Raw genomic sequence first — 26,058 nt, 5'->3', positions numbered from 1 at the left:
CGATGAATCGCGACACACGCCGCGATGCCGCGCGCGACGGCCGGATCGCGCCGCGCCTCTTCACCATTCCGCCCTCGCGCCCGTTTCTCGCCGTGCTCGCGGACGCGCTGCTGGACGGGCGGCTGATCCCGGATTTCGCGCCGCGCGAGGATGCGCTGGCGCTGGCCGGCGCCACCGTGTTCCTGCCGACCCGCCGCGCCGGCCGGCTGTTCGCCGAGGCGCTGCGCGAACGCATGCCGCAGGGCGCGACCCTGCTGCCGCGCATCGTGGCGCTGGGCGATGTCGACGAGGACGCGCTCGCCTTCGCGGAAAACTACACCGACCCGCCCCATGCCGTGGCGCCGGCCACCCGCCGGCTGGCACTGGCGAGTCTGGTCGGACGCTGGCGCTCGCTGCTCGCCACGTCCGATGGCCGCGCCACCGTTGCCGCCGGGCCGGGGGCGGAGCTGGCGCTCGCCGACGCGCTGGCCCGGCTGATCGACGAGATGGCGGTGCAGGAGGTGCCGTGGTCGCGGCTCGACGGTCTCGTCCCCGGCGAGCACGATCTCTACTGGGACATGGCGCTGGATTTCCTCAAGATCGCCAGCCGGTTCTGGCCGCAGGTGCTGGGCGAACTGGGCGCGGTGGATGGCGCGGTGCGCCGCGACGCGCTGGTCGACGCGGAGGCGCGGCGCCTCACCGAGGCCGGCGCGGCGGCCGGGCCGGTGATCGCGGCGGGCTCCACCGGTTCGATGCCGGCGACCGCGCGCCTGCTTGATGCGGTCGCGCGCCTGCCGCACGGCTGCGTGGTGCTGCCGGGTCTCGATACCGGCATGGACGAGGCGTCATGGTCGGCGCTCACCGCGGAGGCCGAGCCGTCGCCGAGCCACCCGCAATATGGCCTCGCCCTCCTGCTTCAGCGCTACATGCAGGTCGCGCGGGCGGAGGTGGTGGAACTCGCGCCGCCAGCCGGTTTCGGCCGCGAGGCGCTGCTGTCGGAGGCGCTGCGCCCGGTCGCGACCACGCAGGCCTGGGCCAGCCTTGACCAGCGTCTGCCGGCGCCCGCCATCGATGCCGCGCTGGCCGGCGTTTGTGTCATCGAGGCCGACGACCCGCGCGAGGAGGCCTTGACCGTGGCGCTCGCCCTGCGCGAGACGCTGGAACAGGACGGCCGGACCGCGGCCCTGATCACGCCCGACCGCGACCTCGCGCGCCGGGTCGCCGCCGAGATGCTGCGCTTCGGCGTGACCATCGATGATTCGGCGGGCGAGCCGCTCTCCGAGACCTCCCCCGGCCGCTTCGCCCGGCTGGTGGCGGATGCCGCGGTCGATGAATTCGCGCCGGTGCCCCTCAGCGCCCTGCTGCGTCACGAATTGGCGGGCTTCGGCCTTGGCGAGGAGGAGCGCGCGCTCGCGGTCGATGCGCTGGAACTGATGGCGCTACGCGGCCCCCGTCCCGCGCCGGGACCGGGCGGGCTGATCGAGGCGGTCGACGGCTTTGCGCAGGCCGGGTTGCACGGGGACAATCCGCGCAGCGCGGTAAGCGAGGACAGCCGGCGCCTCGCGGCCGGCCTCGCGCGCCGTCTGGCCGCCGCCTTCGCCCCGCTTCAGCTGCTGGCGCGCGGCACGCATCTGTTCTCCACGCTGCTCGCCGCGCATCGCGCGACGCTTGAAGCGCTCGCCGCGCCCGGCGAGGGCGAAGAAGCGGCGGCCGGCGGCAATGAGATCGCCGCCGCGGAACTCGCCGACACGCTGGACCGGCTGGCGGAGGCGGCCGGGCAGGGCGAGGCGGCCGGCGCGGCCATGGAACTCTCGCTCGCCGACTACGCCAGCGCCTTCCCGCTGCTGCTCGCCTCCAGCCCGGTGCGTCCGGCGCTTGAGCCGGGGGCGCGTCTGCGCATTCTCGGTCCGCTGGAAGCGCGTCTGGTGGCGGTGGACCGTGCCGTGCTGGCGGGACTGGTGGAACAGACCTGGCCGGCGGCGATCACCGGCGATCCCTGGCTCAGCCGGCCGATGCGGCAGGCGCTGGGGCTGGAGGCGCCGGAGCGGCGTATCGGCCTGTCCGCCCATGACTTCGTGCAATATTGCGGCGCGGCCGAGCTGATCCTCAGCCGTCCGCAGAAGCTCGGCGGCGCGCCGACCGTGCCCTCGCGCTTTCTCCAGCGCCTCGCCGCCGTCAGCGGGGAAGCGCGCTGGGCCGAGATGGTGGCGCGCGGCGACCGGTTGCGCCGCATCGCCGGGCTGATCGACGCGGCGCCGAGGATGGAGCGCCTTGAGGCGCCGACCCCGCGCCCGCCGCTTGATCTGCGGCCGAGGAAGCTCAGCGTTACCGAGATCGAGACCTGGCTGCGCGATCCCTATTCGATCTATGCCCGCCATGTGCTGAAGCTGCGCCCTCTGGACGGGCTGGACGAGGCCCCCGGCGCGGCGGAGCGCGGCAGCGCGATCCACGAGGCTCTGGGCGAGTTCGCCAAGGCTTATCCCCGCGACCTGCCGGCGGACGCGCTGGCGCAACTGCTGAATTTTGGCCGCCGGGCCTTCGCCGACCTCGAAGCCTTTCCCGCCGAGCATGCGCTGTGGTGGGCGCGCTTCGAGCGGCTGGCGGCGCGGGTGCTGGGTTGGGAAGCCGAGCGCCGGCCGTTCATTGCCCACATCCATGCCGAAATCGGCGGGCGGCTGGATATCCCCACGCTGCGCGGCTTCACCCTGACCTGCCGCGCCGATCGCATCGAGGAGCGGCGCGAGGGAACGCTGGTCATCGTCGATTTCAAGACCGGCGCGGTGCCGACGGCGAAGCAGACCAGCGCCAATTACTCGCCGCAGCTCCCGCTGGAAGCGGCGATGGCCGCGCGCGGCGCGTTCCGCACCGTGCCGGCGCGCCCGGCCGGGCATCTCGCTTATGTCCGGCTCGGCGCCTCGTCCATCAAGGAGACCGCGGCGCTGGAGAAGGACGACACCGCGCCCGCCCTGGCGGAGAGCACCTATGAGCGGCTGCGCGAACTGATCGCCGCGTTCGAGAACGAGGCGCAGCCCTATGTCTCGCTGCGCCGCCCGATGTTTCGCGGCCGCTTCGGCGATTATGATCATCTGGCACGTATCAAGGAATGGTCGACCGGCGGGGAGGGCGAGGAATGAGCGAGGCGCCTTCCTCGGCCGCGCTGGGCGCGGCGACCGCGCTGCAGACCACCGCGTCCGATCCCGATCTGTCGGTCTGGGTCTCCGCCAATGCCGGCTCAGGCAAGACCCATGTGCTGGCGCGCCGGGTGATTCGGCTGCTGATGCGCGGCGTGCAGCCCGGTCGCATTCTGTGCCTCACCTATACCAAGGCCGCCGCCGCCAACATGGCGAATCGCGTGCTCGGCGAGTTGCGCACATGGGCGCGCCTTGACGATGCCGCGCTCGACCGCGCCATCGACGCGGCGGACGGGCCGTGCCTGCCGGGATCGCGGGAGGCGCGGCGCGACCATGCCCGCCGCCTGTTCGCGCAGGCCCTGGAGACGCCGGGCGGGCTGAAGATCCAGACCATCCACGCCTTCTGTGGCGCGCTGCTGCACGCCTTTCCGTTCGAGGCCGGCGTCCCGGCCGGCTTTCGCCCGCTGGAGGAGGCGGCGCGCCTGGAGCTGATCGCCCGCGCCCGCGCCGAGATCGTGCTCGAAGCCGCGCGCGAGCCGGAGGGCGAACTGGCGCGCGCGCTGGCGCGGCTGGTCGACGAACTGTCGGACGGCGTGCTGGCCGATCTGTTGGCCGCGCTGGTGGCCGATCCGCCGGCGCTGGCGGCGAGTGCGCAGGACATGGCGGCCAAGCTCGGTCTGGAGACGCTGGAGACGGCGGCCGAAATCGAGCGCGCGGTGCTGGACGGGGCGCTGATCGCCCCCGGCGCCTGGCGCGGCATGGGCGAGGCATTGGTGGCGGAGGGCGGCCGCGCCGCCGACCGTGGCGCGGCGCTGCTCAGGGCGGCGGCCGCGCCTCCGGACGAGGCCGCCGCGCTTTATCTCGCGGTGTTCATCAAGGATGACGGCAAGCCTTATTCAGATGCCTTCATCGGCAAGGAGAACGTCCGCGCGGCCTTCCCGCTGCTGACGGCCGAGCGTGACCGCCTTGCCGCGCTGGCGCAGCGCCTTGCCGGGGCGCGGGTGCTGGAGCGCAGCCTCGCGGCGCAGACGCTGGGCCGTCGGGCACTGGCGCGCTACGAGGCGATGAAGGCCGCGCGCGGCGCGCTCGACTTCGCCGACCTCGTGAACGCGGCGCGGCGCCTGCTGGGTTCCGGGGCGGCGTCCTGGGTGCATTACAAGCTCGACCAGGGCATCGACCATGTGCTGCTCGACGAGGCGCAGGACACCAGCCCGGAGCAATGGGAGGTGATCCGCCCGCTGGTCGCGGAGTTTTTTGCCGGCGAAGGGGCCCGGCCGGGCCGGCGTACCCTGTTCGTGGTGGGCGACGAGAAGCAGTCGATCTTCTCGTTTCAGGGCGCCGATCCCGGCCGCTTCGACGCGGTGCGCCGCGAATGGCTGAATCTCGCGCCGCAGGACACGTTCCGTCATATCGAACTGCAGCACTCCTTCCGCTCGGCGCCGGGCATATTGGAGGCGGTGGATACCGTGTTCACCGCTGCCGACGCGCATCGCGGGCTCTCCGCGGAGCTCAAACCCCCGGTCCACGCCGCGATCCACGCCGCCCTGCCGGCGCTGGTGGAGATGTGGGAGCCGGAGGCGCCGAGCGCGAAGGTCGATATCGACCAGTGGCGCCGTCCGCTCGACGCGCCCGGCGCTGACGATCCGGTGGCGCGGCTGGCGGCGAACATTGCCGGCCATATCCGCCAGCGCATCGAGACCGGCTTCGTGCTGGAGGGCCGCCACGGGCGCCACGCCGCGCGGGCCGGCGATTTCCTCATCCTGGTGCGCCGGCGCGGGGCGGTATTCGAGTCGGTGATCCGCGCGCTGAAAAGCGCGAAGGTGCCGGTGGCCGGCGCCGACCGGCTGGTGGTTTCCGAGCACATCGCGGTGATGGACCTGATGGCGCTGGGCGATGCGCTGATCTCGCGCGATGACGACCTCGCGCTGGCCTGCGCGCTCAAGAGCCCGCTGTTCGGCCTGACCGACGAGGACTTGATGCTCCTCGCGCCCGAACGCTCCGGCCGGCTCGGCGAAGCGCTGTCCGCCCGCGCCGGCGAAAGGCCGGCCTGGAGCGACGCGGCGCGGCGGCTGGAACGGCTGCGGGCCGATGCGTTTCACCTGCGCCCGTTCGATTTCTATGCCCGCGTGCTCGGGCGCGAGCGCGGCCGCGCTTTGATGCTGGCGCGGCTCGGGCTGGAGGCGGCGGACGCGCTGGACGAGATGCTGGCGCTGGCCCGTGCCTATGAGAGCGTGGAAGCGCCCTCGCTGCCCGGCTTCCTCGCCTTTCTGCGGCGCGGTGAAGCCGAGGCCAAGCGTGACATGGATGACGGGCGCGACGAGGTGCGGGTGATGACCGTGCACGGCGCCAAGGGGCTGGAGGCGCCCTATGTCATCCTCGCCGATACCACCAGCGGGCCGAACACCCGCCGCACCGCCGGCCTGCTGCGCACCCGCACCGCGGACGGGCGCCCGCTCACCCTGCTCGCCGGGGCGAAGGCCAGGGACACGGCGGCGCTCACCATGGCGCGCGAGGCCGGCGACGCGGCGGCGATGGATGAATATCGTCGCCTGCTCTATGTCGCGCTGACGCGGGCCGAGAGCGCGCTGGTGCTGTGCGGCGCGGTGGGGGCGAACAAGCGTCCGCCCGATTGCTGGTACGATGTGGTGCGGCGCGCGCTGGAGCCGGAAGCGCAGCTTCGCCCGGCCGTCGGCTTTGCGGGCGAGGTGCTGCGCTGGCGGGCCGACAGCCGCGGACATTTCGACCCGGCCGGCGCCTCGGCGCCCTCCCTCGCGGGACCGGGAACCGGCGAGGAGGAGCGCGCGCTGGCGCTCCAGCTGGCGCAGCCGGTGGCGGCGGCGCCGGCGCGGCGCGGCATGCGGCCCTCCGCGCAGCCCGCCGAAGCGGCGGAGCTGAAAGCCTCGCTGGAGCGGGGCGAACTGCTGCACCGCCTGCTCGCCGGCCTCGCCCCGCTGGCGCCGTCCGAACGCGGCACGGCCGGCCGCCGGCTGCTGGCGTCCGCCAGCGACTGGGGGGAGGCGGCGCGCGAGGAACTGCTCGGCGAGGCGCTGGCGACGCTGGCGCTGCCGGAACTCGCCCCGCTCTTCGCGCCGGGCAGTCTGGCTGAAGTCGCGCTCGCCGGTGATCTGGAACCGGGCGGGCTGGCGGTCTCCGGCCGAATCGACCGGCTGGCGGTCACGGCAGGGCGCGTGACCTTCGCCGACTTCAAGACCGACCGGCATGTGCCGATGCGCATGGCGGATGTGCCCTCCGCGCATCGCCGACAGGTGGCGGTTTATGCCCAGCTTTTGCGGAAAGTGTTTCCCGGCAAGGAGATAGAGGCGCTGCTGGTCTACAGCGCCGGCCCGCTCGTCCACCGGCTGGACCCCAAGGCGCTGGCGGCGGCGGCGCGCGGGCTCACGTCGCCGTGACGGCTCCTTGACGGGCGGGGTAGGGGCTACCTACCTTGCAGGCAACTCAAGTTTGAAAGGTGTCGCCATGGGCGTCGAAAAAGTGTCGGACCAGTCTTTCGAGGCTGATGTCATCAAGTCCTCCGAGCCCGTGCTCGTCGATTTCTGGGCGGAATGGTGCGGCCCGTGCCGCATGGTCGCCCCGGTGCTCGACGAGGTTTCCGGCGAGCTCGAAGGCAAGCTGAAGATCGTGAAGCTGAACGTCGACGAGAATCCCGGCACGGCGTCCAAATACGGCATCATGTCGATCCCGACCCTGCTGCTGTTCAAGGACGGCCAGCTCGCGGCCCGCCAGGTCGGCGCCGCGCCGAAGGCCAAGCTGGTGCAGTGGATCAATTCGTCGATCTGACGCGTCGCCTGATGACATGAACAACCCCGGAGCGGGTCGCCGCTCCGGGGTTTTCTTTTGCGCGCTCAGCCGAGCAGGCTGCCGAGGCGGCGGGTGATAGGCACCACGATCACGCTGGTGCCGTGGAAGGACAGCGCCGCGGCGAGCGCCTCGCGCACCGCGTCCGCGGTGTCGGCCCGCATCGAGCGGGCGCCATAGCCGGTGCCCAGCGCCACGATGTCGAGGCCCGGCAGGTCGAGGCCGGGCACGTTCGGCGTGTTCTCCAGCTCGGCGAACTCCTTCAGTATGCCGTACTGCTCGTTCTGCAGCACGACATAGACCACATGCGCCTTGTGCTGCACGCCGGTGTAGACGCCCTGCACCGAGTATTGGAACGAGCCGTCGCCCATCAGGCAGACCACCGGCCGGTTGCGCCCGCTGGCCGCCTCGCCCAGCCCAAGGCCCACCGCCGCCGGCAGGCCCCAGCCCAGCCCGCCGGAGGCGAAGGTGTAGAAGCTGTCCGGGCGGTCGATACGCAGCCGGTCCTGCATCTGCGGCACGTTGGAGGGGGATTCCTCCACGACCACGAACTCTTCCGGCGCCATTTCGGCGACGATCGCGAACACCGCGTCCGGGGTCAGCGGCATCTGCGCCAGGTCGGCCGGCGCAGCCGGCGCGCGCAGCGGGGCGGATGAGCCCGGCGCGCGCGTCGTGATCTGCGGCCGCACGCTTGCGAGGAACAGCTTGGCGTCGCTCACCAGGCTGTCGCCGACCGCGGCCTTGGCGGCCATGTTCGGGTCGTCGGTCACATGCAGCAGCGTCGCGCCGTCCGGCAGGTACGCGCCCGGCACATAAGGGTAATAGCGGAACACCGGCGCGCCGATGACGATGACCAGATCATGCCCCTTGAGCGTGTCGGAGAGCGGGCCGATGGCGGCCGGCAGCACGCCGGCAAAGTGCGGGTGGGTCTCGGGAAACGGCGTGCGCTCGCAGAAAGGCGCGGCCCAGACCGGCGCGCCGAGCGCTTCGGCGAAGGCAATGCCTTCCTCCCACGCCTCGCTGCGCGCGAGGTCGGCGCCATAGACGATCACCGGATTGCGGGCGGCGTTGATCGCCAGCGCGAATTGCGCGACGCGCGCCGGGTCGGCGGCCTGCCGGGTGCCGACCGTGCGCGGCGGGGCGGCGTCGGGCATCTCCTTCTCCCAGTCGTCGAGCGGCAGGGAGAGGAACACCGGGCCGGCCGGCTGCTGGGTCGCGGTCGCGATGGCGCGCATGAAGGCGGCGGGCACATCCTCGGCACGGGCCGGCTCATAGGCCCATTTCACCCACGGGCGGGGCATCTGGGTGGCGTCGATATTGGTGAGCAGCGGCTCGGTGAGCAGCATCTCGCGGCTCTGCTGCCCGGCGGTGATGATGAGCGGCGTCTTGTTCTGGTAGGCGGTGAGCAGGGTGCCCATCGCATTGCCGAGCCCGGCGCCGGTGTGGATGTTGACGATCACCGGCTTGCGCAGGCTCTGCGACAGCCCATCCGCGATGGCCACCACGCTCGCCTCCTGCAGCGCCAGCACATAGTCGAAATCGGCAGGGAAATCGCGCAGGAAAGTCTCTTCCGTCGAGCCGGGATTGCCCACCACCGTGGTGATGCCGAGCTGGCGAAGCAGATTGAAGGTGACGTCCTTCACAGTAGGCATCGGGTATCCTCTCCTGTCGTTCGGCGCAGGAAGCGCTGCCGTCCCCCGGAGAGAACTTAAGGGCCGGTCAGGGAAGGTAAAGGGCGGCGCGCGCCTCGCGCGGGCCGCCCCCGTTCTTATAAAGGGGGTTCACGCCGTGAGCGGCGTCAGCCCGGCCTCGATCTGCGCGCGGCGCGCTTCGAGGAAAGGCGGCAGCGACAGGCTCTCGCCCAGTGTTTCCAGCGGCTCGTCCTGCGCGAAGCCCGGCCCGTCGGTCGCGATCTCGAACAGGATGCCGTTCGGCTCGCGGAAATACAGGCTCTTGAAGTAGAAGCGGTCCACCGGGCCGGAGGAGGGCACGCGCAATTCGTTCAGCCGCGTGGCCCAGGCGCGGTACTGCTCCATGTCGGGCGTGCGGAACGCGACATGATGCACCGCGCCCGCGCCCTGCCGCGCCGGCTTGAGATGCGGCTCGACCGCGACATGAAGCTCGGCGGCGGGGCCGCCTTCGCCCATCTCGTAGACATGAACCTTCGAGCCGGCGAGTTCGTACTCGCGCACCCGGCGCATCTCCATCACGCGAGTGAGCACAATGTCGGTTTGCTCCAGCGCCGGCACGCTCATGACGATCGGGCCGAGGCCGCGGATCTGGCGCTCGACCGGCACCGGCGAGCGGTCCCAGGGGTTGGCCTCGCCCGCGCCGCCATCGTCAATGAGGGCAAGGCGCTGGCCTTCCGGATCCTCGAAATCGAGGGTGAGGCGGCCATCGCGCTCGACGATGCCGTCATGGGCGACGCCGGCGGCCGTGAGCCGCTCCGCCCACCAGTCCAGCGTGTCGCGGCCCGCGACGCGCAGCGCGGTGCGGATCACCGAATGGGTGCCGCGCCGCTCAGCCGGCACGCTCCAGTCGAAGAAGGTCAGGTCCGAGCCCGGCGAAGCCACGGCGTCGGCATAGAACAGGTGATAGGCGGACACATCGTCCTGGTTCACGGTCTTCTTCACCAGCCGCATGCCGAGCGTGCCGGTATAGAAGGCGTGGTTGGCCCCGGCCTGCGCCGTGATCGCGGTGAGGTGGTGAATGCCGGTGAGCTGCATGGTGTCGTCCTCCGGGAGCGCGCGGCCGGCAGGGCCGGGATGGTGCGCTCCGCTGTTCGAGTGCGGTGCCGGTCGCGGCGGGTTGCTCCGGCGGATCGGCGTTGACGCAAACATGGAGGAATTCATCGGCAAAATCCATGGCATCAATGCAATGATGCTATGGCGCGGCTGACACGCGGTTCAACTCGCGGCGGCTTCCGCTTCGGCGGCGGCCTTCTCGGCGAGGTCGTTGGCGACGCGGCGATTATAAATGGCGGCGGCCGCCCCCGGCTCGCCCCCGCCCTCCAGCGCGCGCACCGCCACCGTGTTGTTGGCGAACTCGATGCCCTGCTCGGGCAGGATGCGCACCATGCGCTTGATCGCCTCGCGCTGCAGCACGGTCGGGCGGACCGGCTTCACCGTCAGCTTGAAGCGCACGATGAGCGCATTCTCGGCGATGTCGGTCACGCCCTGCATCTTCAGCGGCATCAGGAAGTCCTCCTTGTATTCGGGGTCCTCCTGAAGCTCGATGCCGATCTTCTTCACCGCCTTGCGCAGCTTTTCGAGGTCGGTGTCGCGGGTGAAGCGCAGGTTGAATTTCAGCGTCGCCCAGTCGCGGCTGAAATTGGTGATCTGCCCGAGCTGGCCGAAGGGGATGGTGTGCACCATGCCGTTCTGATGGCGCAGCCTTATCGAGCGCAGGGTGAAGCCTTCCACCGTGCCCTTGGCCCGGCCGCAATCGATGTACTCGCCGACGCGGAAGGCGTCGTCCACCAGATAGAACACGCCGGACACGATGTCCTTCACCAGCGTCTGGCTGCCGAAGGAGATGGCGAGGCCGACGATGGAGGCGCCGGCGATCAGCGGGGTGATGTTGATGCCGAGCTGGGACAGCACCGTCAGCACGGCGATGACGATGATGGTCAGCATTGCGGTGACGCGCAGCAGCGGCATCAGCGTGCTCATGCGCGAGGCGCTGGTGGCCATTTCCTCGGTGTCGTGCAGGCCGGGAACGGCGGGGGCGGCGGGCGCGGGGCTGTGCAGCCCGGTGAGATATTCGACGCCCTGCCACGCGCAATAGGCGGCGAACAGGATCGCCCCGGCCGGCAGCGCCGCATGGGCGATGGCGTTGTAGCCGCTCATGTCCATCATGCCCATGCCGGACACCGCCCAGGTGCGGAACAGCAGCGACACTGCGCCGAGCAGGATCGCCACCCGCACGCAGCGCATCACCGCCTCGATGGCGCGCTCGCGGGCGGTGGTCTCGGGCCGCAGGTCGGCGCGCATCAGCCGGCAGACCTTGTCCATGAAGCTTTCGAGGATCAGCAGCGCCAGCAGCACGTTCATCGTCATCAGGATCGCGTTCTGGATGCCGACGGAGGTGGTGAGCGCGCCATAGACCCGCGCGACGCCGAGGATGAGGAAGGCGGGGATGGCGAGGCACAGCCAGAACCGCGCCAGCGTCGCGACCAGCGGGGTTGGGCGCCCGCCCTGCACCAGCCCGTGCAGCCATTGCGCCATGGGTTGGCGCAAGGCCGTGGCGGCGGCGAGCAGCAGCGCTGTCAGGATCAGCGTGTTGAGCAGGATGACGCCCGCGACCACCAGCGGCGGCGACTGGATGCCCTCCAGCACCCGCCGCCCATCATTGAGCGCGATCGCCACGAACAGCACGGCCGAGGCCCAGTAATAGAGGCGCGTGGCGCCAGCGTCGTCGACATCGGCGAGCCGGGCCTGTGGCAGGCCGGGGCGCAGCGTCACGCGGAACGCCAGCATGTAGAGCCGCCAGTTGAACAGGCTGGTCAGCAGCAGGAAGCCCAGCCGCGCCTGCGGCTCCGGCCCGCCGAACAGGCCGACGATCACGGCATGCACCGCCAGCCACACCACGGCGAGGATCGCGATGTCGAGGCTCACCAGCCCGGTAAGCGCCCAGAGCGAGGAGGTGCCGACCACGCGCCCGGCCAGATGCCGGCGCGGGCCACGTAGCGCGAGGCGCAGCAATCCCTCCAGCACCAGAACGCCGACGAGGCAGCCCAGCACGATCAACGCGAAGGTGCTGGGTTCGCGGCCATTATTGATCTCGGCGCGCAGCAGGGCGGGAATGCGGGCGGTTTCGTCGAGGACGCCGGGAAGCTCGGCGAGCACGTCGTCGCTGCGCCCAAGCACATCGATCACCATTTCGGTGAAAGGCGCTTCCTCCGTCATCTCCATCATTGGCGCGGCGGGCGTCGGGGCGGTGGGCGCGGCGTGGGCCGCCGGCTCCAATGTGCCCGCTGTTGCAGGTGCGGTCGGCGCAGGGGCAGCGGGAACAGCGGTGCCCGCGCCTTCCTGCCTCAACCGTTCGGCGACCGCGCGGCTGAGCGAATCGACGAGCTGGTCGAATTGCTGAGGCGTCAACGGCGAAGCGGTGGTCGGAGCGCCCGGCGCGGCGGGCGGCGGTGTCTGCGCCAGCAGCGCTCCCGCCGGCAGCAGGGCAAGAAGGAGGGCGAGAAGCAGCGGACGAAGAGACGCCATGACACCAGCCGAGACCCGCGACGTCCGTCAGCCAGCCTGCGGGCCGGGGCATCGCGACCCGGCCGTCCAGCCCGCCCGATCATGCGGGCGTGATCAGGCGACCATGAGTGGTACGGCCCGGCAACTATCCCGCGTGGCGCGGGGGCTGTCCATCGCGAAATCCGGTGCCGGCTCAGGTCGGCGGGCATGAAAAAACCGGGACGAACGCTGGGCGTCCATCCCGGTCGATTTCAGCCCTCGCCCGCCGTGCCCGTCAGGCCGTCGCGTCTTCCGGTTCACGCCGCCGCGGCGGCCTTGGCCTCACGGCGGCGTGCGGTGAGGATGAACTCGGTGTAGCCGTTGGGCTGGCGGCGGCCCTCGAAGACGAGATCGCGGGCGGCGCGGAAGGCGAAGCCGTCATAGGCCGGGGCCATCGGCGTGTAGTCCGGGTCGCCGGCGTTCTGGCCGTCCACCACCCTGGCCATGCGGCGCAGCGTTTCCTCGACCTGCTCCTCGGTGACGACGCCGTGCAGCAGCCAGTTGGCGACGTGCTGCGAGGAGATGCGAAGCGTGGCGCGGTCTTCCATCAGCCCGACATCGTGAATGTCGGGCACCTTGGAACAGCCGACGCCCTGATCGATCCAGCGCACGACGTAGCCGAGGATGCCCTGGATGTTGTTGTCCAGCTCCTCCTGCACCGAGGTCGGCTCCCAATTGCCCTTGGAATCGACGGGGATCGTCAGCAGATCGTGCTGGTCGGCGCGGGCGCGGTGGCGCAGCTCCGCCTGGCGCTCGAACACGTTGATCTGGTGATAGTGCAGGGCGTGCAGCGTGGCGGCGGTCGGCGAGGGCACCCAGGCGGTGTTGGCGCCGGCGCGGGGATGGGCGATCTTCTGCTCCATCATGTCGGCCATGCGGTCGGGCATCGCCCACATGCCCTTGCCGATCTGGCCATGGCCGTCGAGACGGGCGGCGAGGCCGGCGTCGACATTGTTGTCCTCATAGGACTTGATCCAGGCCTGCGCCTTCATCTCGGCCTTGCGGACCATCGGGCCGGCTTCCATCGAGGTGTGGATCTCGTCGCCGGTGCGGTCGAGGAAGCCGGTATTGATGAACACCACGCGCTCGCGCGCCGCATGGATCGCGGCCGAGAGGTTGGCGCTGGTGCGGCGCTCCTCGTCCATGATGCCGATCTTGAGCGTCTTCGGCGCCATGCCGAGCAGTTCCTCGACCCGGCCGAACAGCTCGATGGCGAGCGCCACCTCTTCCGGGCCGTGCATCTTCGGCTTGACGATATAGACCGAGCCGGCGCGGCTGTTGCGGATCGGGCCCTCGCCCTTGAGGTCGTGCAGCGCGATCAGCGAGGTGACGGCGGCGTCGATCAGCGTCTCGGGGATCGGCTTGCCGGCCTCGTCCAGCACCGCGTCGGTCATCATGTGCTGGCCGACATTGCGCACCAGCAGCAGGCTGCGCCCGTGCAGGGTCACCGTCGAGCCGTCCGGCGCGGTGTAGATCCGGTCCTCATTGAGACGGCGCTCCACGGTGCGCCCGCCCTTCTCGAAATCGGCGGAGAGATTGCCGCGCATCAGGCCGAGCCAGTTGCGGTAGACCAGCACCTTGTCCTGCGCATCGACCACGGCGACGCTGTCCTCGAAATCGACGATGGTGGTCAGCGCCGCCTCGACGATGACGTCGGCAATGCCGGCGGCGTCGGTCGCGCCGATGCGGTGGCCGCGATCGATGACCAGCTCGATATGCAGGCCGTTATGCGCCAGCAGGATCGCGGACGGCGCCTCGGGCGCGCCTATGAAACCGGCGAACTGCTCGGGATCGGCGAGCGTCGTGGCCGAGCCGTTGGTCAGCGCCACCTTGAGCGAGCCGTCTTCCACCAGATAGGCGCCGGCGTCGCGGTGGCTGGCGCCCGCCAGCGGCACCGCCTCGTCGAGGAAGGCGCGGGCCTTGGCGATCACGCGCGCGGCGCGCACGGGGTTGAAGCCGTTGGAGCGGCCGGCGCCGTCGTCCTCGGGAATGGCGTCGGTGCCGTACAGCGCGTCATAGAGGCTGCCCCAGCGCGCATTGGCGGCGTTGAGGGCGTAGCGTGCATTGGTGATCGGCACCACGAGCTGCGGGCCGGGGATGCGGGCCAGCTCGTCGTCCACCCGCTCGGTGACCACCTCGAACGGGGCGGGTTCGGGCTGGAGATAGCCGATATCGGCGAGGAACCGCTCATAGCTCGCCTGGTCCTGCGCCTTGTGGCGGTGGCTGCGGTGCCATTCGTCGATGGAGAGCTGCAGCGCGTCGCGCTTGTCGAGCAGGGCCTGATTGCGCGGAGCGAAATCCCTTACCAGTCCGGCAAAGCCGTTCCAGAACGCTTCAGCGCTCAGCCCGGTACCGGCGAGCGCCTCATCGTTGACAAAGCTGTACAGGGTGGAATCGACCTTGAGACCGGCGACGTCGATCGTGCTCATCTAATGGTTCCTTGCGGTCAAGGCGCGGCCCCTCTTGAGCCGCGTCAGTCATGCTGCTATGCGGCAAAAACGAGGTGCGACGCAACATCGCACATAGTCGATGCTGCACCGGGGCCGAGGGGCCGCACATTTCCCAATTGTCAACAATCACAGAGATTTACGAGAAAAAAGCCACCGGCCCGGAAACGGGCCGATGACAAAAATTTGAATTCATTATTCAGAATTGGGCCGCTTCGGTCGAATCCTGCATCGCCGTGGTCGCGCTCATCCCCGCGGTGAGGGTGGTGGCGATCGCGTCGAAATAGGAGGTTCCGACCTCGCGCTGGTGGCGCGTGGCGGTGAATCCAAGGCCTTCGGCGGCGAACTCGGCCTCCTGCAGCTCGGAATAGGCCGCCATGCCCTCGGCCTTGTAGCGGCGGGCGAGGTCGAAGGTGGTGAAGCTCACCGAATGGAAGCCGGCCAGCGTGATGAACTGGTACTTGTAGCCCATGGCGCCCAGCTCGGCCTGGAAGCGCTTCATCGCCGCCCGGTCCATGTACTTCGCCCAGTTGAAGGACGGCGAGCAATTATAGGCCAGCATCTTGCCGGGATGCGCCTTGTGCACGCCTTCCGCGAAGCGCCGCGCATCGTCGAGGCTCGGCGTCGAGGTCTCGCACCACAAGAGGTCCGCGTACGGGGCATAGGCCACCGCGCGGGCGATCCCGGCCTCGAACCCGCCCTTGAGCCGGTAGAAGCCTTCCGCCGTGCGCTCGCCGGTGATGAAGGGGCGGTCATACTCGTCGACATCCGAGGTGATGAGCCGCGCGGCTTCCGCATCGGTGCGCGCCATGATCACGGTCGGCACGCCCATGACATCGGCGGCGAGGCGCGCGGCGTTCAGGGTGCGGATGAACTGGCTGGTGGGCACCAGAACCTTGCCGCCGAGATGGCCGCACTTCTTCTCCGAGGCGAGCTGGTCCTCGAAATGCACCGCCGCCGCGCCGGCCTCGATCAACGCCTTGGTCAGCTCATAGGCGTTGAGCTGGCCGCCGAAGCCGGCCTCGGCATCGGCGATGATCGGGACGATGTAGTCGGTCCTCGCCTCCGACTTGCCTTCCAGCCGCTCCAGGGTCTGGATCTGGTCGGCGCGCATCAGTGCCTTGTTGATGCGCTTGACCACGGCCGGAACGCTGTCGACCGGGTAGAGGCTCTGGTCCGGGTACATGTCGCCGGAGGAATTCCCGTCGGCGGCGACCTGCCAGCCGGAGAGGTAGATCGCCTCCAGCCCGCCCTTCACCTGCTGCACCGCCTGGTTGCCGGTATAGGCGCCGAAGGTGGGCAGGAAATCGCGGGTGTGGAGCAGCTCCCACAGCCTGCGCGCGCCGTGCTCGGCCAGCGTGTGCTGCACGCGGATGGAGCCGGCCAGCTTCTCGACGTCAGCGGGCGCGTAGCTGCGCGTGATGCCGTTCCAGCGTTCCGGCGCCCAGTGCGGGGCGGGAAACGGCGAGGCGGGCGAGGTTCTGTGCGGCTTGTCCAGCATGGTTCTTCCCTGCTGCTGAAGGATCGGAAGGGGCGGAAGGGGGCGGCGCGGGAACCGTGTGGGGGTGCGGGTCCCGCGCCCGCCGGCCCGTCTCGAACGGGTCGAGGCGGGTCGGGCGAAATCGCGGCCTAGCGGCCACGGCGCGTATAGGTGGCGGCGACGAGCTGGCCGCCGGCGAGGAGGGAGGCGAGATCGCTGCCTTCCGGCATGGCGAGGCGGTGGCGGCCGATGCGGTGGACGATGGTGTAGTCCTGCGCGGCGAGGCCCTGCTCGCGGAAGGTGCGGCTGATCTCCTCGGCGGTGCCGCCGACAATGGTCACGAATTCCTCGTCGCCATTGTGCGGGGTCCGCGTGGTCTGGTGGGTCCGTTCCATGTCAATTCCTCCGTGAGGTGTGATGTAAAGATTTGCCACTCGACATGAAAACGCAAGAACTATAGATAAATGAATGTGTTAAGCTGATAATGCCTGTAAAGTTTCGCCGTTGGTTTTGTAAAGTCAGCAAAGGAGGAGAGCATGCTCGCCAGCGAACCGCGCGTCGGCAGCCGGGTGCAGAGGCTCAGGCGGGGCAAGCGCATCTCGCAGGCGGACCTGGCGGTCGCGCTCGGCATTTCCGCGAGCTATCTCAACCTGATCGAGCATAATCGCCGGCGCATCACCGTGCCGCTGCTGATGAAGCTGGCGGGCTATTTCGGCATCGAGCCGGGCGAGCTGGTGGAGAATGACGAGAGCCGCCTCGTCGGCGATCTGATGGAGCTGTTCGGCGACGAGCTGTTCGCCGAAAGCGGGCTTACCAGCCAGGATGTGCGGGACCTCGCCGCGTCCAACCCGTCCGCCGGGCGCGCCGTCGTGCGCCTGTTCGACCAGTACCGCGCCCTGCGCGACGCCCGCCAGCGCGGCGAGGTCGATCTCGGCGGGGGCGAGGGCGGCGAATTCCACCCCGCGACCGACGCGGTGTCGGACTTCATCCAGGAAAACGCCAATTACTTCCCGACACTGGAGGAGGCGGCGGAGCGGGTGCGTCGCGACATCGACGCCGCCGCCGATTCCTATGATTCCTTCGAGTACGGGCTGCGCACCTATCTGTTCAACGTGTTCGGCCTGCAATGGCGGACCGCCGCGCTCCCGGCCGGCGTCGCCCGCCGCTACGATGCCGAGCGGCGCGAGTTGATCACCGCCGACACGCAGGCCCCCGAAACCGCCACTTTCGCGGTGGCCCACCAGCTCGGGCTGATGGCGGCGGCGTCCCAGATCGACGCGCTGATCGCCTCCGGTAGCTTCTCGGCGGACGCCCCGGTGCTGATGCGCAACGCGCTGGCGAGCTATTTCGCCGCCGCGCTGCTCATGCCCTATGAGCCCTTCCTCAAGGCCTGCCGCGAGACGCGCTACGATATCGAGCGGATCGAACGACGCTTCCGCGTCAGCTTCGAGCAGGTGTGCCACCGCATGACCACACTGCAGAAGCCCGGCGCGTCCGGCATTCCGCTGCATCTGGTGCGCACCGACATAGCCGGCAACATATCCAAGCGCTTCTCGCTGTCGGGCATCCGCATCTCCCGCCATTCCGGCGCCTGCCCGCGCTGGAACGTCTATTCGGCGTTCCTCAGCCCCGAGCGCATCAATGTGCAGATCAGCCAGATGCCCGAGGGCCAGCGCTATTTCTGCATCGCGCGCTCCATTACCAAGGGCGGGCATCGCCACCATGCGCCGCGCCGGCACCTCTCCATCGGGCTGGGTTGCCACATCGCCCACGCGCCGGCCATGGTCTATTCCGACGGCATGAACCTTTCCGACATCGCGCAGGCGGTGCCGATCGGCGTCGGCTGCCGCATCTGCCCGCGCATGGATTGCGAGCAGCGCGCCCATCCGCCGAGCGATTACCGCTTCACGCTGGATGTCACCGACATGGCGGAAAGCATCTATGCACAGGCGCGCCCGGTCTGAGCCTCCTTTGGGCCCCGAATGGTGTCCTGCGCGGGGTGCCAGCCCCGGGAAAACCCGCTAGCATTTTACCGGGCGATGATGGATCGGCTGGATGTGCGCGCGACATGACGACCACGAACGAGGGCGGCCAGACGTCCGAAAATAGCTCCCGCGACAGGCCGGCGCGCGGGGGCGACCTGCCGTTTCAGGCCCTCTGCCGCACCGCGCGTGCGCTGCTCGAGGTGCCGGTCGCCACCCTCGCCCTCGACGGCGAGGCCGAGGGCTGGATCGACCTGCGCGAGGGGGTCGACGCGCAGGACTGGACCTTCGCCGCTGCGGCCGAGCCGCGGCCCTGCGGTGATGATCCCTCCGCCATGGTCGCGAGCGTGCCGCACCATAAATCATGTGCCGGCTATCTATCTGTCGAAGGGGCGCCGCCTCTGCATGTCGTCGCGAGCGCGCCGATCCGTGCCGGTGGCAGCGGGCCGGACGGTCGGCTGACCCTGTTCGATACCCTTCCGCGCCGGCTCGATGCCGGGCAGATGCGCCGGCTCGAAGACCTCGCCGAAATAGCCGCCACCTGCCTGCGGCTTTACCGAGAGGAGCGGTCCACGGCGGGCCGCGAGGCGCATTATCGGCTGCTGGCCGAGAGCTCGACGGACACGATCGTGCGCGGCAATCTCGACGGCGTGCGGCTCTACATCTCGCCGGCGGTGCGCACGCTGCTGGGCTATGAGCCCGAGGAACTGGTCGGGCGCCGCGCGCAGGAGATCACCCACCCCGACGATCTGGAGGCCTTTCGCGCGCTGATGGCGCAGGTGCGCGACGGCGCGCTGGAACTCGCCGTCAGCGAGCAGCGCCAGCGCCACAAGAACGGCTCGTGGGTCTGGCTGGAAGCGTCCATCCGTCTGACGCGCGACGCCGTCACCGGCGAGCCCGACGGCTATGTCGCCTCCGTGCGCGACATCAGCCGGCGCAAGGCGGCGGAAGCGCAGCTGCTGCATATCGCCCATCACGACGAGCTGACGGGGCTGCCCAACCGGAAGCTGTTCGGCGAGCGGCTGGAGGGTGAGATCGCGCGGGCGTGGCGCACGGGGCAGGGCTTCGCCCTGTTCTGCATCGATATCGACCGTTTCAAGCAGGTGAACGACACCTATGGCCATGGCGCGGGCGATGCGCTGCTGCGCGCCGCGGCGCAGCGTTTCCGCGCCTCGGTGCGCGGGGGCGACGTGGTCGCGCGCCTGGGCGGTGACGAGTTCGCGCTGATCCAGATCGGGGGCGACCGCACCTCGGCAATCACGCTGGCGGAGCGGTTGATCGCCGCCCTCGCCCAGCCGCTTCGCCATGAGGGGCAGTCGATTTCGGCGGGGATCAGCATCGGGATCACATGCGCGCGCGTGCCCGTGCTCAACCCCGACCGCCTGATGGCCGCCGCCGACGAGGCGCTTTACCGGGCGAAGAGCGAGGGCCGGCGGACCTACCGTTTTTCCACCGCCGGCGCGCCGGTTCCCCCGGTGCCGGATCAGTCCGCGTCGGGGATGTAGCCGATGAACGGAAGCTGCCGGTAGGCATGGGAGACATCCATGCCGTAGCCCACCACGAAATAATCCGGGCACTGGAAGCCGACGAAATCGGCCTCGATCTGCACCGCCCGCTTGTTCGGCTTCTCCAGCAGCACGCAGACCATGACCCGGCGCGCGCCGCGCGCGGCCAGCAGGTCCTTGGCGAAGGCGAGCGTGCGGCCGGATTCGAGAATGTCGTCGACCAGCAGCACATCGCGCCCGCGCACTTCGGTCTCGACATCGCGCAGCACGGTGACGTGGCCCGAGGAGATGGTGGCGTTGCGATAGCTCGACAGGGTGATGAACTCGACCTCCGGCGCGAGCCCGGCATGGTGGAGCTGGCGTATCAGGTCCGCGGCGAACACGAAGCTGCCCTTCAGCACCGCGATCACCACCAGCTTTTCCGGCTTCGAGGCGACGATCTCCTCAGCCAGCACGCGGTTGCGTTCGGCGATGGTCTCGGGGTCGTACAGCACTTCGACATGGCGGGACATCGAGCTGTTCTCCGGCAATTCCCCGGTGGTGCGTTCGGGTTCGGTCCTGGTATTCATCGTTTCCCCTATGGCGTCGCCTTGGCGCTGCCCGTCAATCATTGATGGGGCAGGATGGACCGGGTGGCGGTCCGGCGTCCAGATTGACGGTGGCGATCACCCGAGCTTTTGCCGCGCGCCCCGCGCGCTATGCTAGACCGGGCGACGAGAAAAGAATCAATCGGGCCCGAACCGGCATGCCGGCAGGGGGCTCGGGCAGAGGCGCGATCCGTCAGGGGAACAAGGTTTGGTTCGCTTCGAGAATGTCGGCCTGCGCTATGGCATGGGGCCGGAAGTGCTGCGGGATGTCACCTTCGGCATTCCCCCGCGCTCGTTCCAGTTCCTCACCGGGCCGTCCGGCGCCGGCAAGACCACGCTGCTGCGGCTGATGCTGCTCGCGCTGCGCCCGACGCGCGGGCTCATCAATATTTTCGGCCGCGATGCTGCCGCACTGGGCGCGGATGAAGTGGCGGCGCTGCGCCAGCGCATCGGCATCGTGTTCCAGGATTTCCGTCTGCTCGACCATCTGACCACCTACGAGAACGTGGCTCTGCCGCTTCGTGTGCAGGGGCGGGAGGAGACGAGCTATCGCGGCGAGGTCCGCGAGCTGCTCGGCTGGGTCGGGCTGGGCGAGCGCATGCATGTGCTGCCGCCCGTGCTCTCGGGCGGCGAGAAGCAGCGCGCCGCCATCGCCCGCGCGCTGATAAGCCGGCCGGAAATCCTCCTGGCCGACGAGCCGACCGGCAATGTCGATCCCGGCCTCGCGCGGCGATTGCTGCGCCTGTTCATGGAACTGCACAAGAGCGGGACCTCGGTGCTGATCGCCACCCACGACATCGCGCTGATGGACCAGTTCGATGCCCGCCGCCTCGTGATCAACCAGGGCAGGCTGACCGTCTATGACTGAGAAGCGCGCGAGCCGAAACGGCTCCAGCTCCGCCCTCTCGCGTCTGCGCGGCCGGGCGGCGCATCATCCGGAGGGCGCCGCGCACGAGGCGCACCCGCCCGATGGCGAGACGCACGACGCCGCTGACATGGCCGGGCGCGACGAGGTGATGGAACGCCGCCGCGGGCCGCGCGAGGCCTCGATCGTGCCGGGCGGCACGGTCGCCGGTGCCGCGCTGGTGGCGGTGGTTGCGATCATGACCTTCCTGGCCGGCCTCACCATTGGCGGCGTCGCGGCGGTGCGCACCGTCGCCTCGGAATGGACCTCGGACATCGCGCGCGAGACCACGATCCAGATCAAGCCCGGCGACGGGCTCGACGTCGCGGCGGCGCTGGAAAAGGCGCGCGGCGTCGCGCAGGCCACTTCCGGCGTCGCGTCCGCCCGCGTCATGGGCGAGCGCGAGACCGCCGCGCTGCTGGAGCCCTGGCTGGGCACCGGGCTCGACCTGTCCAACCTGCCGGTGCCGCGCCTCATCATCGTCGAACTGTCGCCCGATGCCGGGCCGCAGACCATTGACGACTTGCGCGCGGGCCTCGCCTCGCAGGTGCCGTCCGCCAGCTTCGACGACCATCGCCAGTGGACGCAGCGCCTGTCCTCCACCGCGCGTCTCGTGGTGGCGGGCGGCCTCGCGATTTTGGCGCTGGTGACGGCGGCGACGGTGCTGTGCGTGGTCTTCGCCACCCGCGCGGCGGTGGATGCCGGCCGCGCCATTGTCGAGGTGCTGCATTTCGTGGGCGCGCGCGACAGCTTCATCGCCGCCGAATTCCAGCGCCATTTCCTCAATGTCGGGCTGCTCGGCGGGGCGATCGGCGGGGTGGGGGCGATGGCCATGTTTTTCCTCGCCTCCACCGCGCCGCGCTGGCTCGGGCGTGGCACGCCGGCCGATACGCTGATCGGGGCGATGTCGCTGGACCTGCGCGGCTATGGCGGCATTCTCGGTGTCGCGGTGCTGGTCTCGCTGGTGACGGCGGTTACCTCCCGTGTCACGGTCTATCGTACATTGCGTCGCATCAGCTAGGACGCCTGCCGTGCCCGACCCCGTCTCCCCCAACCCGACCGCTCGGCGGCGGCGCCCCGCGCGCCTGCTGGCGATGGGCATCGGCCTGGTGCTGGCCGTGGTGTTGCTGGTGGGGATCGGCTTCGGGCTGTTCATCCTGCAGATCCGCAGCTACCGGCCGGAGCTGCCACCCAAGGCCGACGGCATCGTCGCGCTGACCGGAGGCGCCGACCGGGTGGTGGACGCCACCAACCTCTTGATGGGCCAGCGCGGCCGGCACCTGCTGATCACCGGCGTGCATCCCGACACCACGCTGGCCGAGATCGCGCGCACCGTGCCGGCGGCACGGGAGGCGCTGGATTGCTGCGTGGAGCTGGGCCATTCCGCGCTCAACACCCGCGGCAACGGCATCGAGACCGCCGAATGGGCGCGCCGTCGCGGCTTCCGCTCCGTCATCGTGGTCACGTCGGCCTGGCACATGCCGCGCGCGCTGGTGGAGTTGCAGCGCGCCATGCCGGAGGTCAAGCTGGTGCCCTATCCGGTGGTGACCGAGCGCATGCGCCGCGCGCCCTGGTGGAGCGGCTTCGGCACCGGGCGCGTGCTGTTCATCGAATATGTGAAGTACATCGCCGCCTATTTCGGCGTCGGTCTGTGGCCGGCCGTGAGTTCGGACATGCAGGCCGGCGCGAAATAGCGCCGCGCTTCAGTCCAGCCAGCCCGGCACGCGGTCCAGCGCGATGATGGCGTCGGTATCGAATCGCGGGCGCACCACGGCGAAGGCGTCGCCGCGCACCAGCACTTCCGGGATCAGCGCCCGGGTGTTGTAGGTCGAGGCCTGCACCGCGCCATAGGCGCCGGCGGTCATCACCGCGATCAGGTCGCCGGGCCTGGGCTGCGGCAAGTGGCGGCCGAGCGCCAGATAGTCGCCGGTCTCGCAGACCGGGCCGACGATATCGGCGGTGATGCGGGCGGTCCCGGCCGGCGCCTGCCGCACCGGCTGCACCTCGTGATGGGCGTCATACAGAGTCGGGCGGATCAGGTCGTTCATCGCGGCGTCGACGATGACAAAGTTCCGGCCCTCGCCTTCCTTCACATAGATCACGCGGGTGACCAGCACGCCGGCATTGGCCACCAGCAGGCGCCCGACCTCGAAGACGAGCCCGAGGCCGAGATTATGGGTGTGACGCTTGATCAGCGCGGCATAGGCGGTGGGTAGCGGCGGCTCGGGATCGCCCGCGACATACGGCACGCCGAGCCCGCCGCCGAGATCGAGATGGGTCAGCCTGTGGCCATCGGCCATCAGGTCGCGCGCCAGCTCCGCCAAAAGCGCGGTGGCATTGTCGAAGGGCGAGAGATCGGTGATCTGGCTGCCGATATGCATGTCGGCGCCGGTGACGCGGATGCCCGGCAGCCCAGCGGCGTGGCGGTACACCTCGCGGGCGCGCGAGATCGGGATGCCGAACTTGTTCTCCGACTTGCCGGTCGAGATCTTGGCGTGTGTCTTGGCGTCGACGTCCGGGTTGATGCGGATCGAGACCGGGGCGGCGACGCCATGGCTGACCGCGACCTCGGAGAGGGTCAGCAGCTCCGGCTCGCTCTCGACATTGAAGCACATGATGCCGGCATCGAGCGCGGCCGCCATTTCCTCGCGGGTCTTGCCGACACCGGAGAACACGATCTTGTGGGGCTCCACGCCCGCCGCCAGCGCCCGCTTCAGCTCGCCGCCCGACACGATGTCGGCGCCCGCGCCCATCTTGGCGAAGGTGCGGATCACCGCCTGGTTGGAATTGGCCTTGAGCGCGTAGCACAGCGTGGCGTTCACATCCGCGAAGGCCTCGGTGAACACGCGATAGTGCCGTTCCAGCGTCGCGGTGGAGTAGGCATAGAACGGGGTGCCGACCTCGCGGGCGATATCGGCGAGGCTGACATCCTCGGCATGGAGGACGCCGTTCGCATAGTCGAAATGGTGCATGGCAATTCGCCGTTGCGCCCGTCGCGGGCGCGGTTCACGCGGGGATCAGAGCAGGCCGTCGAGGATGAACGGACGGTCCGGTTTCACCGGGCCGGTGTCCTTCGGCATCTTGCCATCCGGTCCCGGCTGGCCCATCGCCGTATCCGGCGGAGGCTCCAGCGGGCCTTTCACGCCGCAGCCGCCAAGCGTGAGCGCGCTGCCGACGAGCAGCGTGACAGCGAGCAGGCGGGGGAGGCTTCGAGCGGGACGGCGTGACAAGGCGGGCTTCCTCAACTGGGACGGCCGATGATACGGAAACTACCCGTAGCATAAAACAGGACGGGCGGAAGGCGAGGCGCGTACTTTTAGGCGAGGCTGGCCTTTTCACGCCTCGAAGCGGACCACCACCGGTACGTGATCGGAGGGGCGCTCCCATGAGCGCGCCTCGCGCAGCACGGTCATGGCGCGGGCCTGTGCCGCGAAGGCCGGGGTGGCCCAGACATGATCGAGCCGGCGGCCGCGATTGGAGGCGGCCCAGTCGGCGGCGCGGTAGCTCCACCACGTATAGAGCTTCTCATCCGGCGGAATGAAGCCGCGCATCACGTCGACCCATCGGCCGGCCGCCTGAAGATTCGCCAGCCGCTCCACCTCGACCGGCGTATGGCTGACCACGTCGAGCAACTGCTTGTGGCTCCACACATCGGCCTCCAGCGGCGCGATGTTGAGGTCGCCGACCAGCACCGAGCGCGCGGCCGGGTCCTGCGGATGCAGCAGCTCCCAGGCGGTGGCCTCGTCGAGGAAGTCGAGCTTGTGGCGGAATTTCTCGTTCACCGCCGGGTCGGGAATGTCGCCGCCGGCGGGGATGTAGAAATTGTGCACCGTCACCGGCTGCGCGAGCCCGGCCTCGCGGCCGAGAACCACCGAAATATGCCGCGCATCGCCCATGTCGCAGAAGCCCTGACGGCTCACATTGTCGAAGGGCAGCTTCGAGAGGATCGCGACGCCGTGATAGCCCTTCTGGCCATGGATCGCGGCGTGGGGATAGCCGAACCTCGCCGCGTCCTTCAGCGGAAAGCGATCATCGGGCGTCTTGGTCTCCTGGAGGCAGATGACGTCCGGCTGGTGCTCGGCCGCGAGCTTGCCGACGAGCTCGATGCGCAGGCGCACCGAATTGATGTTCCAGGTAGCGATGGAGAGCTGCAACGGGGCGGAACCTTGAGGCGCAGGGCAAGGGCGGGAATCGCGCGCACCCTACATCGCACCGCCCCTTGAGGCCACCCGGCCGTCCCGCTCAATCGCGGTTGATCACGAACAGTGCCGGATCCGGCCGGTAACTGGTGTCGAGCTTCGAGACCGCGACCGTGGTGTCGTAGCCCTGCGGGTCGGTCACCGTCCATTGCTTGAGCTGCATGGTCTGGGCGTCGAACATGATCATCAGCTTGAAGGTGCCGACCATGGGCTGCTTCTCCTCCAGCACCACGGTGGCGAACACGTCGTCCTTGTAAACGCCGGTGACGTTGGCGTTGCGGGCGAGGTTGAAGTTCTCCGAGAGCAGGAAGCGCAGCGGCGTCGCCGAGAGCGGGGTGATGTCCTGCGTCTTCAGCTTCTTGTCGCGCACCGCGACCGAGCGCCCGTCGGCGACCAGCTCGATGCGGCTTGGCGCTGCATAGCGGAAGATCACGCGGCCGGGCTTCAGGATCGCGAACTCGCCCTGGCGTCGGGTGCCGTCGGGGTCGACCTGCACGAAATCGCCGACCATGGTCTTGAAGCTGTTGAAATAGTCGTTGATGCGCTGAACCGTTTCCGCGGTGCCCTGCGCTCCCGCGGCGGCGGCGATCTGCACCACGGCGCCGTCGGCCGGGGCGGTAGCGGCGGCGGCCCGCGTCGCCGGTCCGGTTTGCTTCTGCAGCGGCGGCTTGGGCGGCAGCGGGGCGGCGGCAAGCGGCGCGATGCTCGCCGGTCCCTGCTGGGCCAGCGCCGCAGCGGGAGCGAGAAGGAGAACGGCGCAGAGCGGCAGGAAATGGCGCATATGCACTCCCGAA

General features: G+C 69.7%; 19 protein-coding genes. 8 read left to right on the top strand and 11 right to left on the bottom strand.

The annotated features are described in order from the left end of the window. Positions 1-2: 2 nt before the first annotated feature. From addB to trxA, 3 genes are all read left to right on the top strand, one after another. Positions 3-3,113, top strand: coding sequence for a double-strand break repair protein AddB (addB, locus tag MKI84_RS16705; protein ID WP_241621383.1), 3,111 nt, complete (start codon positions 3-5; stop codon positions 3,111-3,113). Continuing rightward, on the top strand, positions 3,110-6,520 hold the full coding sequence (gene addA, locus MKI84_RS16700; protein WP_241621382.1) for a double-strand break repair helicase AddA: 3,411 nt from the start codon (positions 3,110-3,112) through the stop codon (positions 6,518-6,520). The genes addB and addA overlap by 4 nt, the downstream gene beginning before the upstream one ends. A gap of 67 nt (positions 6,521-6,587) precedes the next feature. Continuing rightward, entirely contained in the window at positions 6,588-6,908 is a 321-nt protein-coding gene (trxA, locus tag MKI84_RS16695) for a thioredoxin TrxA (RefSeq protein WP_241621381.1), read from the top strand. Between the two features lie 65 nt (positions 6,909-6,973). Here trxA and mdlC read toward each other — a convergent pair whose 3' ends face one another. The 6 genes from mdlC to MKI84_RS16665 form a co-directional block, all read right to left on the bottom strand. Next, entirely contained in the window at positions 6,974-8,578 is a 1,605-nt protein-coding gene (mdlC, locus tag MKI84_RS16690) for a benzoylformate decarboxylase (RefSeq protein ID WP_241621380.1), read from the bottom strand. A 129-nt stretch (positions 8,579-8,707) separates the two neighbouring features. Next, positions 8,708-9,652, bottom strand: a complete 945-nt coding sequence (locus tag MKI84_RS16685) for a ring-cleaving dioxygenase (protein ID WP_241621379.1) — start codon at positions 9,650-9,652, stop codon at positions 8,708-8,710. Between the two features lie 180 nt (positions 9,653-9,832). Further along, positions 9,833-12,142, bottom strand: a complete 2,310-nt coding sequence (locus tag MKI84_RS16680) for a mechanosensitive ion channel family protein (RefSeq protein WP_241621378.1) — start codon at positions 12,140-12,142, stop codon at positions 9,833-9,835. Between the two features lie 275 nt (positions 12,143-12,417). Beyond that, positions 12,418-14,589: a malate synthase G gene (locus tag MKI84_RS16675; RefSeq protein ID WP_241621377.1), complete on the bottom strand. Its 2,172-nt coding sequence runs from the start codon at positions 14,587-14,589 to the stop codon at positions 12,418-12,420. A gap of 217 nt (positions 14,590-14,806) precedes the next feature. Next, positions 14,807-16,108: an isocitrate lyase gene (aceA, locus tag MKI84_RS16670; RefSeq protein ID WP_241621376.1), complete on the bottom strand. Its 1,302-nt coding sequence runs from the start codon at positions 16,106-16,108 to the stop codon at positions 14,807-14,809. A gap of 128 nt (positions 16,109-16,236) precedes the next feature. Next, positions 16,237-16,482, bottom strand: coding sequence for a hypothetical protein (locus MKI84_RS16665; protein ID WP_241621375.1), 246 nt, complete (start codon positions 16,480-16,482; stop codon positions 16,237-16,239). A 141-nt stretch (positions 16,483-16,623) separates the two neighbouring features. Here MKI84_RS16665 and MKI84_RS16660 point away from each other — a divergent pair, with 141 nt between their 5' ends. Together MKI84_RS16660 and MKI84_RS16655 are read left to right on the top strand one after the other, a co-directional pair. Further along, positions 16,624-18,051, top strand: a complete 1,428-nt coding sequence (locus tag MKI84_RS16660; protein WP_241621374.1) for a helix-turn-helix domain-containing protein — start codon at positions 16,624-16,626, stop codon at positions 18,049-18,051. Positions 18,052-18,155: 104 nt separating this feature from the next. Then, the gene (locus tag MKI84_RS16655; RefSeq protein ID WP_241621373.1) at positions 18,156-19,574 is read left to right on the top strand and encodes a diguanylate cyclase domain-containing protein; all 1,419 of its coding nucleotides are present in this window, start codon (positions 18,156-18,158) and stop codon (positions 19,572-19,574) included. On the opposite strand, the gene hpt is transcribed toward MKI84_RS16655, so the two are convergent. After that, positions 19,553-20,086 (bottom strand): hypoxanthine phosphoribosyltransferase, encoded by a 534-nt coding sequence (gene hpt / locus MKI84_RS16650; protein ID WP_241621457.1) that lies wholly within the window; start codon positions 20,084-20,086, stop codon positions 19,553-19,555. The two genes, MKI84_RS16655 and hpt, sit on opposite strands and share 22 nt — an antisense overlap. Before the next feature lie 283 nt (positions 20,087-20,369). Here hpt and ftsE point away from each other — a divergent pair, with 283 nt between their 5' ends. From ftsE to MKI84_RS16635, 3 genes are read left to right on the top strand one after another with little or no spacing between them, the layout of a single operon-like run. Next, positions 20,370-21,029, top strand: a complete 660-nt coding sequence (gene ftsE / locus MKI84_RS16645) for a cell division ATP-binding protein FtsE (protein WP_241621372.1) — start codon at positions 20,370-20,372, stop codon at positions 21,027-21,029. Further along, positions 21,022-22,086 (top strand): cell division protein FtsX, encoded by a 1,065-nt coding sequence (locus MKI84_RS16640; RefSeq protein ID WP_241621371.1) that lies wholly within the window; start codon positions 21,022-21,024, stop codon positions 22,084-22,086. Before ftsE ends, MKI84_RS16640 begins: the two co-directional genes overlap by 8 nt. Before the next feature lie 10 nt (positions 22,087-22,096). Next, positions 22,097-22,759 (top strand): YdcF family protein, encoded by a 663-nt coding sequence (locus tag MKI84_RS16635; protein WP_241621370.1) that lies wholly within the window; start codon positions 22,097-22,099, stop codon positions 22,757-22,759. Between the two features lie 9 nt (positions 22,760-22,768). Here the strand turns inward: MKI84_RS16635 and lysA are convergent, their stop codons facing one another. The 4 genes from lysA to MKI84_RS16615 form a co-directional block, all read right to left on the bottom strand. Then, positions 22,769-24,037 carry a diaminopimelate decarboxylase gene (lysA, locus tag MKI84_RS16630; protein WP_241621369.1) on the bottom strand — a complete coding sequence of 423 codons (1,269 nt, stop codon included), beginning with the start codon at positions 24,035-24,037 and terminating at the stop codon, positions 22,769-22,771. A gap of 45 nt (positions 24,038-24,082) precedes the next feature. Next, on the bottom strand, positions 24,083-24,295 hold the full coding sequence (gene lptM, locus MKI84_RS16625; RefSeq protein ID WP_241621368.1) for an LPS translocon maturation chaperone LptM: 213 nt from the start codon (positions 24,293-24,295) through the stop codon (positions 24,083-24,085). 105 nt (positions 24,296-24,400) lie between these two features. Next, positions 24,401-25,219: an exodeoxyribonuclease III gene (locus tag MKI84_RS16620; protein WP_241621367.1), complete on the bottom strand. Its 819-nt coding sequence runs from the start codon at positions 25,217-25,219 to the stop codon at positions 24,401-24,403. A gap of 88 nt (positions 25,220-25,307) precedes the next feature. Further along, positions 25,308-26,045, bottom strand: a complete 738-nt coding sequence (locus MKI84_RS16615) for a LolA family protein (RefSeq protein WP_241621366.1) — start codon at positions 26,043-26,045, stop codon at positions 25,308-25,310. Between the last annotated feature and the right edge of the window lie 13 nt (positions 26,046-26,058).

It is taken from the genome of Ancylobacter gelatini (genome assembly GCF_022601675.1).
GTDB lineage: Bacteria > Pseudomonadota > Alphaproteobacteria > Rhizobiales > Xanthobacteraceae > Ancylobacter > Ancylobacter gelatini.
Note: the sequence above shows the minus strand (reverse complement) of the source record. Positions and strands in the feature narration are given on the sequence as shown.

What these genes read in the sequence shown, in the direction of transcription:
- addB (WP_241621383.1), top strand. Translation starts at nt 3, where the DNA reads ATGAATCGCGACACACGCCGCGATGCCGCGCGCGACGGCCGGATCGCG.
- addA (WP_241621382.1), top strand. Translation starts at nt 3,110, where the DNA reads ATGAGCGAGGCGCCTTCCTCGGCCGCGCTGGGCGCGGCGACCGCGCTG.
- trxA (WP_241621381.1), top strand. Translation starts at nt 6,588, where the DNA reads ATGGGCGTCGAAAAAGTGTCGGACCAGTCTTTCGAGGCTGATGTCATC.
- mdlC (WP_241621380.1), bottom strand. Translation starts at nt 8,578, where the DNA reads ATGCCTACTGTGAAGGACGTCACCTTCAATCTGCTTCGCCAGCTCGGC.
- MKI84_RS16685 (WP_241621379.1), bottom strand. Translation starts at nt 9,652, where the DNA reads ATGCAGCTCACCGGCATTCACCACCTCACCGCGATCACGGCGCAGGCC.
- MKI84_RS16680 (WP_241621378.1), bottom strand. Translation starts at nt 12,142, where the DNA reads ATGGCGTCTCTTCGTCCGCTGCTTCTCGCCCTCCTTCTTGCCCTGCTG.
- MKI84_RS16675 (WP_241621377.1), bottom strand. Translation starts at nt 14,589, where the DNA reads ATGAGCACGATCGACGTCGCCGGTCTCAAGGTCGATTCCACCCTGTAC.
- aceA (WP_241621376.1), bottom strand. Translation starts at nt 16,108, where the DNA reads ATGCTGGACAAGCCGCACAGAACCTCGCCCGCCTCGCCGTTTCCCGCC.
- MKI84_RS16665 (WP_241621375.1), bottom strand. Translation starts at nt 16,482, where the DNA reads ATGGAACGGACCCACCAGACCACGCGGACCCCGCACAATGGCGACGAG.
- MKI84_RS16660 (WP_241621374.1), top strand. Translation starts at nt 16,624, where the DNA reads ATGCTCGCCAGCGAACCGCGCGTCGGCAGCCGGGTGCAGAGGCTCAGG.
- MKI84_RS16655 (WP_241621373.1), top strand. Translation starts at nt 18,156, where the DNA reads ATGACGACCACGAACGAGGGCGGCCAGACGTCCGAAAATAGCTCCCGC.
- hpt (WP_241621457.1), bottom strand. Translation starts at nt 20,086, where the DNA reads ATGTCCCGCCATGTCGAAGTGCTGTACGACCCCGAGACCATCGCCGAA.
- MKI84_RS16640 (WP_241621371.1), top strand. Translation starts at nt 21,022, where the DNA reads ATGACTGAGAAGCGCGCGAGCCGAAACGGCTCCAGCTCCGCCCTCTCG.
- lysA (WP_241621369.1), bottom strand. Translation starts at nt 24,037, where the DNA reads ATGCACCATTTCGACTATGCGAACGGCGTCCTCCATGCCGAGGATGTC.
- MKI84_RS16615 (WP_241621366.1), bottom strand. Translation starts at nt 26,045, where the DNA reads ATGCGCCATTTCCTGCCGCTCTGCGCCGTTCTCCTTCTCGCTCCCGCT.